Consider the following 12,824-nt stretch of genomic DNA (forward strand, 5'->3'; position numbering starts at 1 on the left):
GGCTCGTATCTTAGAGTCAGGCCGTGGCGCGCGCCTGACGCCAATATGACAGAGGCGTCAGGTTATCAGCAAAGGTGAGCGTTTGCGGGAGGACGTCGAAGCCTAGAATTTGAAACGCAACTGAAACCCGATGGTGAATGGAAGATCGTCAGAAGGTATCGGCGGAATGACGATGAAGTTCACGCCCACGCGCTTGTAAGCAACCATCACGATAGGCGCGACCACGGGCCCGATCGTATGGTCGTGGCCGAGGCCCCAGTTGCCATAGTTGTAGCCGGAGATGATGCCGCCCATCGCCGCGAGCCGCACGAAGCCCCAATGCAGGAACTCGGGGGCCCACACCGCGCCGCCATAATACGAGGGCCGGCGCAGCGAATTGCGAAAGCCGCCTGCCGTGAGCGCCCACGTGTCGCCTGGCCAGCATTCAATGCCGAGGCCCGGGTTGAACTGTTCGAAGTCCTTGTCGGGATGGATGTGGTACGAGCCCACCATTGCGTCTACCCACAGGCCTGAACTACACCAGTTTGCCGCGTGCGCCGACTGCGCCGTGCCGAACAGCAGCAAGGGCAAGAGCAGCAGGGCAACCGCCGCGCTGCGTTTCGTTTTCTTCGCTTTCGTTGTCGCTTTCGTTGTCGCGTTCGTTCTCGTGATTGTTGCTGCGCCACCTTGCTTCTGCCAAAACCGCATGGGCTCTCCGTCCTTTATTGCGCCGATCCGCTACGGGGTCGTCTGTTTTCTGAATGCTGGTTCGCGGTGAATGACGAACTGTACCGCAACCCGATACGTGCGCAATGGAGCCCAGGCTCGGATCGGGCGACGCGTTCGCCGCTGGCATGGTGCCAGCGGCGCGAGTCGTCCCGATGAAAGCAAAGCGTCAGAGGCCGAGATCCGAGAGGCCCGGATGATCATCGGGACGGCGCCCGAGCGGCCAGTGGTAGAGACGATCCGCCTCGTGGATCGGCAGGTCGTTGATCGATGCGTGACGGTGCGCCATCAGACCGTTCGCGTCGAATTCCCAGTTTTCGTTGCCGTACGAGCGGAACCAGCTGCCCGAATCGTCGCGCCACTCATAGGCAAAACGCACCGCGATGCGATTGTCCGTGTACGCCCATAGCTCCTTGATCAGGCGATAGTCGAGTTCGCGCGCCCACTTGCGCGTGAGAAATTCGACGATCGCCGCGCGGCCCGTGACGAACTCGGCGCGATTGCGCCACACGCTTTGGGGTGTGTACGCAAGCGAAACGCGTTGCGGATCGCGCGTGTTCCAGCCGTCTTCCGCGGCGCGCACTTTCTGCATGGCGCTCTCGCGCGTGAACGGCGGCAGCGGCGGACGCACTTCGGGCGAATCACTCATGGTCTTGCTCCTTGCGTTGGGCAGCGCGCCGGGACGGCGCGCGTAATGGGGACCGGCTTTGGGATTGGCTTCGGGAACCGGCAACGCGTTTTGGCGCGAGTCCCTCGATCAACGATCGGCCTGCCGCGCGCGCGTCGAGCGCCGCATCGGCGTCGCCGCTCACGAGCGCCACGCCGATCGCGCCGTCGATCAAAATCAGCCATTGGCGCGCGAGACGTGCGGCGGCACGGCGATCCACGCCGACGCTCGCGGCCCACGCATCGCTTTGTTCGCGCACGAAGTCGAGCAGGCGCGCCTTGTGTTCGCGAGCGACCACGCGCACGGGGTCATCAGGCGACGCGACTTCGCCAGCCGCGTTGAGAAACGCGCAACCGTGAAAGCCTTCGGACGTGAACCACTCGCGCAATACGTCAAACATGCCGATGAGGCGTGCCTGCGGCGTGCGTCCGCGCGCGAGCGTGCCGGCGATGAACCAGCGCATCCAGCGCTCGTCGCGCCGTGAAAGCGCAGCCGCGACCAGCGCGTCCTTCGATTCGAAATACGTGTAGAAGCTCTTGCGCGCCGCACCCGCCGCGCGAACGATCGCATCGACGCCCGTTGCGTGAATGCCGCCCGCGTAGATCAGCGCCTCGGCGGCGTCGAGCAGGCGCGCGCGCGCGTCGACCTGCGGCGCTTGTGTGTTCGCTTCGGGGATCGTTACAGCGGGCGGGCTCATGGCTAGTCTCGTTCAGCGCAATTGCGGCGGGATTGCCGGGGGATTGCGCCGATCAGCGGGAGAATGATCGTTCTCCCAGCCTGCAATGTAGAACGATCATTCTCCCAAGTCAAGACACCTTGCTGTTGCGCGTGCCGCGCAGCGCGCTTATACGATTCCAAAACGCGCGCCCCGAAACCGCGAACACGGCGGCCACGACCAGTGTGAGGCCGAGCACGCGCGTGGGGGTCAGCGGCTCGCCGAGCAGCACCGTGGCAAGCGCCACGCTCGACACCGGCGCCACGGCTGTAAAGACCGCCGCCTCGCCGCCAGGCACACGCGCCGCGCCCGCGTACCAGAGCCAGAATCCGCCGACTGTCGGCACGAGCGCGTAATAAGCCACACCGAGCACGGCATGCAACGGCACCGTGTGGGCTGCGCCAAGCCAGCCGGGTAGCGCACACAAGCCCGATACGACGAAGCCGATTCCCGTCATCGCGCTAGCCTGCGCGAGTGGCGGCCACGGGCGAGAAAGCCGTTTGTTTAGCAAGACGAACAGGCTTTCGCACACGACTGCGCCGAGTATCATCGCGTCGCCCGTGAGCGAGCGCGCGCCATCGCGGTGTTCGCCTGGTGCGAGCGTGACCATCGCCACGCCGAGGCTCGCGATCGTCACCGAAACGAGCGTGCTCGCGCGCAGCCGCTCGCCCAGCACCAGCGCCGCCGTCAACGCGCAGACGGCGGGAAGCGTGCCGAGGATGATGCCGGCGTCGCTCGCGGAGGTCCGCTGCGTGCCAGCGATCAGCAAGACCGTATAACCGACGCTGCCGATGGCGGCCTGTGCGACGAGCAAGAGCGCGTCGCGCAGGCCGGCACGCGGAAACGCCGTGCCGGTGAAACGCATGAGCAGCAGAAACACCGGCAACGCAAAGGCGAAGCGCAGCGCGGTGCCAGTCAGCGGATCGAGCCCGGCGCCGATGGCCTTGCTCGCAATGACCGTGCTGCCCACGGTAAGCATGGCCGCCGTCAATTGCCAATGGGCGACGGATCGGGGAGAGAGGGTGAAGCGTCGCGCGCTTTCGCGCGACGGCAATCGTATCGACATGGAGCGCTCCTCGTGGTGATACGCCTGTATAGGCTCACCACGGCGCGCCGTCTTGGATCGTTGTGCGTCAGCGCTTGAGGCGCATGGAACTCATGCTGCGCGCGCGAGCCGGTAACGCCCCGGCGAAACACCGAACTGCCGCGCGAAGGCGCGGTTCAGGTGGCTCTGGTCGCAGAAACCGGCGGCCAGCGCGGTCTGCGCCGGGGCAGTGCCCGCCTTGAGCAGACGCCGCGCGAGCGCCACGCGGCGATGCAGGATATAGCCGTGCGGCGCGACGCCGAACGCACGCAGGAAGCCGCGATGGAGCTGGAAGCGGCTCAACCCCGCCGACTGCGCGAGTTGCGCGAGTGAGAACGGCTGGGCCGGATCGGTGTCGATCATGTCGCGCACTCGCGCAAGCGACGCCGGTGAGCACTGCGCGAGCGCGCGCCGGTGGCCGAGCGCCTCGACGAGCCGCCTCATGACTTCGAGCGCGGCGGCGTCGAAGGCCATGTGGGAGAGGTCACCGTTTTCGTCGGTTACGTGGGCGAAGGCCGCATCGAACAGCGCGCGCAAACGCGGCTCGCTGATGACCGGCGCGTGAAGCGCGAAAGCGGCGTCGTCACCCTGCGTGATGTCGGCTTGCAGCGCGTCGACCCAGCGCGGCTCGAAATACAGCATGCGCCATGTGCGCCCGGCGGCATCGAGCGGACGGCCGTCGTGCACCTCGCCCGGATTGACGAGGATGAGGTCGCCCGGCACGGCCTCGACCTGGCCCGCGTCGCTCAGCGAGACATGGCCGCCGCGATCGATTACGCCAATGCCGTACTGGTCGTGCGTGTGACGCCCGAACGAGCGCACGGTCGCGGCCGTCATTGCGTCGACGTCGCGCACGAGCGTGGCGTGAAAACACACGGCGTGGTTCGTGGCTGGCATGGATCGATTCTCCGCGCTTCGGGCTCCAATGGCGTATGAAACCCGAGTTTCGCGCGGCGCGCAATGTGCGCGTGACCCGGACGGGCAGTCCCGGACGGGCAGTCCCGGACGGGCAGTCCTGAACGGGCAGTTGCGATCCGTCCCCGGCGCGTTATGCTTGCGGACCGGGTGGAAGAAACGCATGCCGCCAAACGTACTTACGGGTATTGACGAGTTAAAGGGAGCAGAGATGAAAGACCGGCCGCCTGTGTCGCTTGCGCGCCTCGTTCGCGGCTCGCGCCGTGCCTTCTGCATGGCGCTGTGTGCAGCGAGCCTCGCCGCGTGCACGCCGCTGCGCGTGGTCACGCACAGCGTGAGCCGCACGGAAGCCGACGTGCCGGCGGGGCGCTACGCGATGGACGCGCATCACTGGAGCGTCGTATTCGACGTCGATCACTTCCACTACTCGCGTTTCGTCATGCGCTTCGACCGCGCGCAGGCAACGCTCGACTGGACTGCGGGCGGCCTCGAAACCGCCACGCTCGACGCGGTGATCGACGCCACGAGCCTCGACACCAACGTCAGCGCGCTCGACGCCATGGTGAAAGGCCCGCAGATGCTCGACGTGCAGCGTTATCCGGAGATTCATTTCACGAGCACGCACTTCACGCGCACGGGCGAGGGGCGCGGCACGCTCACCGGTAATCTCACGATACGCGGCGTGACCCAGCCGGTTACGCTCGACGTCACCTTGAACGGCTACGCGCCGAATCCGCTCACGAAGCAGCCCACGGTAGGCTTCGCCGCCATGGGCCATTTCAACCGCTCAGCGTTCGGGTTGACGAGTTGGTATCCCGCCGTGGGCAACGAGATCGGCGTGCGCATCGAGGCGGAATTCGCGCAGCCGGTGCCGGAACAAGCGCGGTAAAACCGCTCCGCATTCAGGCCGCGGTCCAATCGAGAATCACCTTGCCGCTCTCACCCGAGAGCATGGCCGCGAAACCCTTCTCGTAGTCGTCCACGTTAAAGCGGTGCGTGATGAGGGGCGAAAGATCGAGCCCGCTCTGCAGCATCGCGACCATCTTGTACCAGGTCTCGAACATCTCGCGGCCGTAAATGCCCTTGATTTCCAGCCCCTTGAAGATCACCTGGTTCCAGTCGATGGCGGTTTGCGCGGGCGGAATGCCGAGCAGCGCGACCTTGCCGCCGTGGTTCATCGACTCGAGCAGCGCCGTGAACGCACTCGGCACACCCGACATCTCGAGACCCACGTCGAAGCCTTCGGTCATGTGCAGGTCGTTCATCACATCGCGCAGCGATTCGCGCGAAACGTTCACCGCGCGCGTCGCGCCCATCTTGCGTGCGAGTTCGAGCCGGTAGTCGTTGACGTCCGTAATGACGACATTGCGCGCGCCCACGTGCTTCGCGATCGCCACGGCCATGATGCCGATCGGCCCCGCGCCGGTAATCAACACGTCCTCGCCCACGAGGTTGAACGAAAGCGCCGTGTGCGTGGCATTGCCGAACGGATCGAAGATCGCCGCGAGATCGTCGGAAATCTCGGGCGGAATCTTGAACGCGTTGAAGGCCGGAATCACGAGATATTCGGCGAACGCACCTTCGCGGTTCACGCCCACGCCCGTCGTGTTGCGGCACAGGTGGCGCCGCCCCGCGCGGCAGTTGCGGCAAAAGCCGCAGGTGATGTGCCCTTCGCCCGACACGCGGTCGCCAATCTGGAAGCCGCGCACCTCCTGGCCCATCTCGACGATCTCACCCACGTATTCGTGGCCCACGTGCATCGGCACCGGAATGGTTTTCTGCGCCCAGTCGTCCCATTTCCATATGTGGATGTCCGTGCCGCAGATCGCCGTTTTGCGGATCTTGATCATCACGTCGTTATGCCCGACTTCGGGCTTCTTCACGCGCGTGAGCGTGAGGCCAGGCGCGCGTTCGAGTTTGGCAAGTGCTTTCATTTGATTCGCAATCCTTTTTAAATCACGCCGAGCTGCTTGCCTGTGCGCGCAAACGCCTCTACGGCGCGCCCGATCTGCTCGGGCGTGTGCGCAGCGCTCATCTGCGTGCGAATGCGCGCGCGGCCCTTTGGCACGACGGGATACGAAAAACCGATGACGTAGACGCCCTCGTGCAGGAGCGCGTCGGCCATTTTCGTGGCGACCTGGGCGTCGCCCAGCATCACGGGAATGATCGGGTGCTCGCCGGGCACGAGCGCGAAGCCGAGCGCGCTCATATCGCGGCGAAACTGAGCGCCATTCTCGCGCACGCGGCGGCGCAGTTGCGCGCCCTCGTCGCTCGCAATCAGTTCGAGCACAGCAAGCGAAGCGGCCGCAATGCTCGGCGTAAGCGTGTTCGAGAAAAGATACGGACGTGAGCGCTGGCGCAGCAGATCGATCACTTCCTGCTTCGCCGCGACATAGCCGCCCGATGCGCCGCCCAGCGCTTTGCCTAGCGTGCCGGTGATGATGTCCACGCGCTGAAGGACGCCGCAGTGCTCGGGCGTTCCGCGCCCATGCTCGCCGATGAAGCCCACCGCATGCGAGTCGTCGACCATCACGAGTGCGTCATAGCGGTCCGCGAGATCGCAGATGCCCTTGAGATCGGCAATGATGCCGTCCATCGAGAACACGCCGTCGGTGGCGATGAGCTTGTAGCGTGCGCCGGCTTCGTCGGCTTCTTTCAGCTTTGCTTCGAGATCCGAAAGATCGTTGTTCTTGTAGCGATAGCGGCGCGCTTTCGAAAGGCGCACGCCGTCGATGATGCTCGCGTGGTTGAGTTCGTCGCTGATGATGGCGTCGTCTTCGCCGAGCAGCGTTTCGAAAAGGCCGCCGTTTGCGTCGAAACAGCTGGAATAGAGGATGCAGTCTTCGGTTTGCAGGAACGTGGCAAGCGCGCTTTCGAGTTGCTTGTGCACGGTTTGCGTGCCGCAGATGAAACGCACCGACGCCATGCCGAAACCGTCGCGCTCGAGACCGTCTTTCGCGGCGGCGATGAGGCGCGCGTCGTTGGCGAGGCCGAGGTAGTTGTTCGCGCAGAAGTTGAGCACGTCGCTGCCGTCCGCGAGCCGGATGTCGGCCGACTGCGGCGTGGCGATCACGCGCTCGTTCTTGTAGAAGCCATCTGCGCGGATCTGGTCGAGCGTCGCGCGTAGGTGGTCGAGATACGGGGTACGCATGAATCGTGCTCCTCACATAGCTGCGGACTGCCGCAGACTGCAGCGGTTTTGCCGCGGTTTGCTATAGTCGCCGTCAGCTGTTGGCGAAAATTTCCGTTATTTCGAACCCAGGTTCGATATGTCGAACGCACTCTAATCGATGAGGCCGTGAATGGCAAGCACCCGCAAACCACGCGCCACCCCGGCGAACGCCCTTCCTGACGCGCCCGCATCGGCTGCCGCTGGCGCACTGCCTGCATCGGCCGTACCCGCCACCGCGCCGCCGCGCGTGGGCGAGCAGATCCAGCGACTGCGCGCCGAGCGCAAGATGACGCTCGACGACCTCTCGCGCGCGGCGGGCGTCTCAAAATCCATGCTATCGGAAATCGAGCGCGACAAGGCGAACCCGACCATTGCTGTGGCCTGGCGGCTCACGAATGCGCTGGGCGTCAAGCTCGATTCTCTGTTTGCCGCCCCGAAGGCGCCCGAGGCAATCGCGGTCGCTGGGCCGCACGACATCCCGACGCTGCACGGTCACGACGCCGGTTACCAGTTGCGCGTATGGGGGCCGATCGAGCTAGCCGGCAACTTCGAATGGTATGAGCTGACGCTCAAACCCGGCGGGGCGCTGGTTTCGGCCGCACACGAACCGGGCACGCGCGAGCATCTCACGGTGCTGCAGGGGAGCATCGAGGTCGAAGCGGCAGGCGCCACACAGCGCCTGAAGGCCGCGGACACGGCGCGCTATATCGCCGACCAGCCGCATGCGATCCGCAACGCAGGCAAGGGCGAGGCGCGCGCGCTGCTGGTGGTGATTCACGGCTGACCGCCCGCCTCACCGCCAGCTCTGGCCGAACGGACGAGGCTGCGCGATCGGCCCGACTACTGTATATTTATACAGTGAAAGTCCGACTGGAGCCGTCATGTCCCTCCCACCCGAACTGCCGCGCGAGCACGATCTGGCGGCCTTGCGCTTTCAGGCCGCCGCACGCGACCTCGAACTCATCGTCCGCAACATCGCGCAGCGCTATATCGCGCGCCAGGTGCCGCTCACCTGGCGCCTGCTGCATGCCATCGAGGCAGAAGCGCTAGCGGATCTCGGCTTCGCCAGCCGCCACGACGCCCTCATGCTTGGCCTCTTTCAACGGCCGGGCGACCTTGCCTGGCCGGAAACCGACGAGACCGTCGACTTCGGGCAATCCAACGCGCTGCCGGCCGTATTCGCATTCGCGGTCTCGGCCTATGAACGTGCCGCGCACTGCGCGGAGGAATCGCGCCGACACACAAGACGCAAGGACGCTGTGTGGCGCGCGAGGGCCTGGGGTGGTTGAGCGCATGCCGCTGAAGCGTCGGGCGGCGCAATTACAGCGCGATGATCCTGCGATCGCTATAATGGTCACGTAACGCAACTAACGGAATGATAGAGATGGCGTCCTCCGCTTCCTCACGTGACCTCTTCGACCAGCAACGCCAAGACTGGCAGCGTGACCCCGCCGCCGCGTTCGACGCCTGGCTTGCCTCACAGGATCTGCGCCGGTCCTCCGCCGAAGTCTATCGCGTGCAATGGGGACGCTTTCTCGAATGGCTCGCGCTCAAGCGCAAAACGATCATGACCGTGGATACCGGCACGATCGCCGAGTTCGTCGCAAGCCTCGACGTGAAGAAGCCGCAGCGGCTGCGCTACCTGCGGCTCATCGAACGCGTGCTCGATCACGTGCGCGAAATCGAACTTGCCTCCACGAACCCGGCGCGCTTCATCGCCCAGGACGGCGAAGCGGCGTGGCGCAACGCCCGCGAGAACGAGCCGACTGGCTTTCTTACGCCCAATGAGCGCGCGGCGATCATCGGCCAGTTGTTCTCGCCGCTCGTCGAACCCTCTGCCGCGAAACGATGGCGCGAACGCCGCGACCGGGCGCTCGTCGCCATTTTTCTGGGAGGCGGATTGAAAACGGGGGACGCCATCGCGCTCACGCTCGACTGCGTGGCGATCGGCGCGGAATGGGTCACGATCGAAGCCGCCAACCCGGCGTTTACGCGCGTCACGCGCCTGACGCCATTCGCCGTCGACGTGCTCGGCGCATGGCTCGAAGCGCGCCGGCTCGCCGGACTGCCGGGACAGCTGGTGTTTCCGGGCTCGCCCTCGGGACGCCCCATGCACAAGGCCACGGTGTTACGCGCCATCGACGGATTGATGGAAGCAGCGGGCGTGGCCGAAACTCGCGCCGAGCGCGCGAGTCCGCAGACCTTGCGCAACACCTTCGCAGCGGACTTGTTCGAGCGAGGCGTCGATACGGATCAGGTAGGGCAGTGGCTCGGTTTCCTGCAGCCGATCTCCGCGGGGCGGTTGCATCGTGCATGGAAAACGTGGACGGAACGCGAGGCGACGCAACACGCTTCAGCGGAAAGCGACAAGACGTGAAACGCCGCGTCGGCGGGCGATCCGGCTCTCTCGGGACGCATGTGCGTCTCCCGTAAAAGCTCACGTATCCAGGCCGGGCTGAACTGGCGCCTCATTCAGTCGACGCTCAGGAAGCCTGTTCGTGCGAATGCTTGCCTGCCATGAAGCGCGCGTACGCCGCAAACTTCGACTCCCCCGTTCCCGACGTGTGCTCGCACTCCGGGCAAGTGAATTCGAAACCATCGTCCACTTCGGACAACTCCGGTTCCCCTTCGTGACAGTTTGGACAACGCGCCGGCAACGCGACGTGCCCATCGACCGAGGTGCCGAGACTCGCCAACTCGGTTTCGCCTAGCCGGCCGGCGGCGGCGAGTGAACAGAGCACGGCCGCGACGGAAGCATCGAGTCCTTTCTGGCCGCGCAACGCAGTGACCTGCAGGGTGAGCTCATCCACCTCGTCGGACCGCTCGCGCAGTACGGCGTCGAGCCGGTCGGCGCGGGCCTTCGCCGTCGCCAATTGCTGGATGAAATCGAATTCCTTCTTGCTGGCATCACGCTGGGCCGACTGCCAGGTCGACGACATCGTGCGCAACGAGTCCAGTTCGACCAGCATGGGCTTGACGCGCCGTTCGGCCTCGGCGAGCGCATCCTTGATCTGTTGCGCATAGTGCTCGGTGCTTTTGCGCATTTCCTCGTGCAAGCCGTCGATGCGATCACGCAAACCCGCATTGGTCATCTGTTCCGCTTCGACCCGTTTGCGCAGCGCGTCGTTTTCCGTCTCCAGACGCTGTATCAGCACGTCGCGGTTGCCATGTGCTGCGGCGCCTTGTGCGGACGCCGCGGCAAGCTGGCTTTCGAGTTCGCGGACCCGCTCATAGGCCGCTTCCACGCGTGCTTCGCTGCGTTGCAACATTTCATCGGCCGCCGAGCGACGGGCTTCGGCCTCCCGGGTTGCCTGCTCGGCATCGATGCGACCGGCTTCGAATTCCGCGCGTTCGGCCTGCAAGGCATCGCCCGCAAGCGCCAGTGCTTCCTCAAAAAGTGCGCCAAGCAGTTCGCCGGCGCGTTCTTCCAGTGCGGGCGGAATCGCCCCAGCGCCCACACGCACTTTTGACGTCGCGCGAATGCGCTGCCAGAAAAGCTCGATGTCTTTGGGGATGTCGCTCGCACTGCCTGTCTGGGTCAACTCACGGACGGCAGCCATCGAAGGTTTGATCTCGAAATCGAAGAACAAGCGTTTGCAGGCATGTAAGGAAAGCTCCTGCCTGCGTGCGCCGTTGTTGCGCAAATTCTCGATTTCTTCGCGGATTGCCTGGCGGTCCTGGTCTCGCATATTCGTCTTCTCGGCGGGGGAGTGGACGAATAATAACAAATTACGTTCTATTTGCTACGTTTTTGAGTGTTGGGATTGTCGGGGGTGACTCACTGGCGTTCTGTAGGCGTTTTTGGTCAGTGCACGACGAGATCAGCTCGACCAGTCCGTGAAACAAATCGAAGTTTGTTTCATAAGCCCTTGTAAACGCGCGGGTTTTTAGCCTGATTGTAAGGCTATCCGTTGTTTCACGCGAGCGGACTCAAGAATCTGCGCTGGCGGTTGGATTGGAATGTGGATATCTCGGATAGCTCGCGAGGCGATTCTTGCTTGAGAGATATAAAAGTAAACACCCTTGATACCGGTTAAAAACGTTAACGCCACGGCAAATCCTTACCTGGTGGGGCTTTCCGGCCGATCAGGTGAAGCTTTACGGGACCCTGGGTGAGTGCTTGCGGGAAAGTTGGGTGACGGGCTTCGGGAACGCCGGTGAGCCGCTACAGGAAAGGACGTGAGCGGGTTCAGGAGCGGGTGGATTCTTGACTTCCCGGCAAGGGTGAGACGATACGGGAGGCCGCGGTCAGGCAGGTCGCGAGTAGCTGGGCTCGGCTGCGATGTTACGGGAAATGCAACGGTGAGCGGGTTCGGGAGCGCGGATTCGTGCCATTTTTCGGCTGAATCGAGTGGTTGCAGCGCTTGGGGTGAGAAGTATCGGGAAAAAATGCGGATCGAAGGTGAAGTTTTTCGGGAGTCGAAGCCCGAAATCGGGCGAAATGGGGCCTTCGAGGGACGAAAGGTGAGCTTTTTCGGGGGGCTTGCAGCGATCCGAGCGGATCTCCCGGCTGCTTGCAACGCGTCGCCGGGGACTTCTCGCGGCGAAAGGTGAGGATTTTCGGGAGATTTCCGCAGTGCGGCGAAACCAGCGGCGTCCATCCGGGCCAGGAAGGATAAGGTGAGGCTTTTCGGGGGCGATTTTCCGCAGATTTCATGCCTAAGGTGAGCAAATTCGGGAGAAAGTTGGTGTTCACTGCGCTGTAGACGCCGAGATTACGCGGGTGCTGGTGGTGTTTCTCTCGGTTGAAATCCTGCTTGGGTGAGATTATTCAGGAGCGGTCTTTCGGCAAGCGCGTATTTGTCTGCTTGTTCCGTCGTTGCTTGAGGTGAGGTGATACGGGAGCCGAGATCGCATTCCCGGACCTGCCTCGCATGTGGATAAGTCACGGAATTCATTGGTTTTTTCTTTTCGATGGCATGAGAGGTGAGGGTTTCCGGGAGGCACCGTGACGGTGCGGTGCAACCGTACCGGGACGCAAAAGGTGAGGACTTTCGGGAGCCGAGGCGGCCTGGCAGCCGCTGCGACGGCCTTTCGGTGCGGACTGATATGTTTGGTGAGCGCGGCAATAGGTGAGAATTTTCAGGATACGTTAGGGCTCGCGTTGGCGAAACCTCGACAAATTTGGGCTTCGATCGCCAAATCGCGCAGCCTTTGCCCCGCAATGGGGGACTTTCTGCCGGTCTCGCACGAGCGACGCGCCGTGTTTTGCTGCAGTGCGATCGAATTGCAGCGGAATCTTTAGTCAGCGACCGGTCGGAGCCTGGATTTCGCTGCCTACGACGGAATTTTCTCACCGGCCACACGAAAATATTTGAGGTGAGCCGATACGGGAGTTGATGGCGACCCTTGGTGCACTGGCGCAAATACGGGATCGGGCCGGACCGTGCATGACGCAAAGCGCCCCGCTGGATGGGCGTCTGGCCAAAGGTGAGGCAATACGGGAAGGTGTCGCGGTGAGCGGCGCGCGCGATGCGCGCATCACCGGCAATGGTGAGAGAGGCCCTATAGACGCCCATCACCACAGACGGTATCCTTTCGCGAAATTCTCTCCTCGACCCGACGC

Annotated in this window: 12 protein-coding genes; 4 read left to right on the forward strand and 8 right to left on the reverse strand. The window is 63.8% G+C overall.

Annotation, left to right across the window (positions count from 1 at the left end; genetic code table 11):
* Window positions 1-102 precede the first annotated feature (102 nt).
* From L0U83_RS23625 to L0U83_RS23645, 5 genes are all read right to left on the reverse strand, one after another.
* Window positions 103-687 carry a hypothetical protein gene (locus L0U83_RS23625; protein WP_233886504.1) on the reverse strand — a complete coding sequence of 195 codons (585 nt, stop codon included), beginning with the start codon at window positions 685-687 and terminating at the stop codon, window positions 103-105.
* Window positions 688-874: 187 nt separating this feature from the next.
* A complete protein-coding gene (locus L0U83_RS23630) occupies window positions 875-1,354 on the reverse strand; it encodes a nuclear transport factor 2 family protein (RefSeq protein ID WP_233886505.1) in 480 nt (159 codons plus the stop codon).
* Window positions 1,347-2,069: a TetR/AcrR family transcriptional regulator gene (locus L0U83_RS23635; RefSeq protein ID WP_233886506.1), complete on the reverse strand. Its 723-nt coding sequence runs from the start codon at window positions 2,067-2,069 to the stop codon at window positions 1,347-1,349. Before L0U83_RS23635 ends, L0U83_RS23630 begins: the two co-directional genes overlap by 8 nt.
* A 109-nt stretch (window positions 2,070-2,178) precedes the next feature.
* Window positions 2,179-3,153, reverse strand: coding sequence for a DMT family transporter (locus tag L0U83_RS23640; RefSeq protein ID WP_233886507.1), 975 nt, complete (start codon window positions 3,151-3,153; stop codon window positions 2,179-2,181).
* A 90-nt stretch (window positions 3,154-3,243) separates the two neighbouring features.
* Window positions 3,244-4,068, reverse strand: a complete 825-nt coding sequence (locus L0U83_RS23645; RefSeq protein WP_233886508.1) for an AraC family transcriptional regulator — start codon at window positions 4,066-4,068, stop codon at window positions 3,244-3,246.
* Window positions 4,069-4,297: 229 nt separating this feature from the next.
* On the opposite strand from L0U83_RS23645, the gene L0U83_RS23650 reads away from it, so the two are divergent.
* On the forward strand, window positions 4,298-4,975 hold the full coding sequence (locus tag L0U83_RS23650; protein ID WP_373321088.1) for a YceI family protein: 678 nt from the start codon (window positions 4,298-4,300) through the stop codon (window positions 4,973-4,975).
* 13 nt (window positions 4,976-4,988) lie between these two features.
* Here the strand turns inward: L0U83_RS23650 and tdh are convergent, their stop codons facing one another.
* A complete protein-coding gene (tdh, locus tag L0U83_RS23655; RefSeq protein ID WP_233886509.1) occupies window positions 4,989-6,020 on the reverse strand; it encodes an L-threonine 3-dehydrogenase in 1,032 nt (343 codons plus the stop codon).
* 17 nt (window positions 6,021-6,037) lie between these two features.
* Window positions 6,038-7,237 carry a glycine C-acetyltransferase gene (locus L0U83_RS23660; RefSeq protein ID WP_233886510.1) on the reverse strand — a complete coding sequence of 400 codons (1,200 nt, stop codon included), beginning with the start codon at window positions 7,235-7,237 and terminating at the stop codon, window positions 6,038-6,040.
* A gap of 151 nt (window positions 7,238-7,388) precedes the next feature.
* On the opposite strand from L0U83_RS23660, the gene L0U83_RS23665 reads away from it, so the two are divergent.
* The 3 genes from L0U83_RS23665 (at window position 7,389) to L0U83_RS23675 (ending at window position 9,635) form a co-directional block, all read left to right on the forward strand.
* Window positions 7,389-8,042, forward strand: a complete 654-nt coding sequence (locus tag L0U83_RS23665) for a helix-turn-helix domain-containing protein (RefSeq protein WP_233886511.1) — start codon at window positions 7,389-7,391, stop codon at window positions 8,040-8,042.
* A 97-nt stretch (window positions 8,043-8,139) separates the two neighbouring features.
* Window positions 8,140-8,547, forward strand: a complete 408-nt coding sequence (locus tag L0U83_RS23670) for a DUF2471 family protein (protein WP_233886512.1) — start codon at window positions 8,140-8,142, stop codon at window positions 8,545-8,547.
* Window positions 8,548-8,642: 95 nt separating this feature from the next.
* Complete coding sequence (locus L0U83_RS23675) at window positions 8,643-9,635, forward strand: tyrosine-type recombinase/integrase (RefSeq protein ID WP_233886513.1); 993 nt, start codon at window positions 8,643-8,645, stop codon at window positions 9,633-9,635.
* Between the two features lie 106 nt (window positions 9,636-9,741).
* Here the strand turns inward: L0U83_RS23675 and L0U83_RS23680 are convergent, their stop codons facing one another.
* Complete coding sequence (locus tag L0U83_RS23680) at window positions 9,742-10,947, reverse strand: DNA-binding protein (RefSeq protein WP_233886514.1); 1,206 nt, start codon at window positions 10,945-10,947, stop codon at window positions 9,742-9,744.
* Between the last annotated feature and the right edge of the window lie 1,877 nt (window positions 10,948-12,824).

This window comes from Paraburkholderia flagellata (assembly GCF_021390645.1).
In the GTDB taxonomy this organism is placed as follows: Bacteria; Pseudomonadota; Gammaproteobacteria; order Burkholderiales; family Burkholderiaceae; genus Paraburkholderia; species Paraburkholderia flagellata.

What these genes read in the sequence shown, in the direction of transcription:
- L0U83_RS23625 (WP_233886504.1), bottom strand. Translation starts at nt 687, where the DNA reads ATGCGGTTTTGGCAGAAGCAAGGTGGCGCAGCAACAATCACGAGAACG.
- L0U83_RS23630 (WP_233886505.1), bottom strand. Translation starts at nt 1,354, where the DNA reads ATGAGTGATTCGCCCGAAGTGCGTCCGCCGCTGCCGCCGTTCACGCGC.
- L0U83_RS23635 (WP_233886506.1), bottom strand. Translation starts at nt 2,069, where the DNA reads ATGAGCCCGCCCGCTGTAACGATCCCCGAAGCGAACACACAAGCGCCG.
- L0U83_RS23640 (WP_233886507.1), bottom strand. Translation starts at nt 3,153, where the DNA reads ATGTCGATACGATTGCCGTCGCGCGAAAGCGCGCGACGCTTCACCCTC.
- L0U83_RS23645 (WP_233886508.1), bottom strand. Translation starts at nt 4,068, where the DNA reads ATGCCAGCCACGAACCACGCCGTGTGTTTTCACGCCACGCTCGTGCGC.
- L0U83_RS23650 (WP_373321088.1), top strand. Translation starts at nt 4,298, where the DNA reads ATGAAAGACCGGCCGCCTGTGTCGCTTGCGCGCCTCGTTCGCGGCTCG.
- tdh (WP_233886509.1), bottom strand. Translation starts at nt 6,020, where the DNA reads ATGAAAGCACTTGCCAAACTCGAACGCGCGCCTGGCCTCACGCTCACG.
- L0U83_RS23660 (WP_233886510.1), bottom strand. Translation starts at nt 7,237, where the DNA reads ATGCGTACCCCGTATCTCGACCACCTACGCGCGACGCTCGACCAGATC.
- L0U83_RS23665 (WP_233886511.1), top strand. Translation starts at nt 7,389, where the DNA reads ATGGCAAGCACCCGCAAACCACGCGCCACCCCGGCGAACGCCCTTCCT.
- L0U83_RS23670 (WP_233886512.1), top strand. Translation starts at nt 8,140, where the DNA reads ATGTCCCTCCCACCCGAACTGCCGCGCGAGCACGATCTGGCGGCCTTG.
- L0U83_RS23675 (WP_233886513.1), top strand. Translation starts at nt 8,643, where the DNA reads ATGGCGTCCTCCGCTTCCTCACGTGACCTCTTCGACCAGCAACGCCAA.
- L0U83_RS23680 (WP_233886514.1), bottom strand. Translation starts at nt 10,947, where the DNA reads ATGCGAGACCAGGACCGCCAGGCAATCCGCGAAGAAATCGAGAATTTG.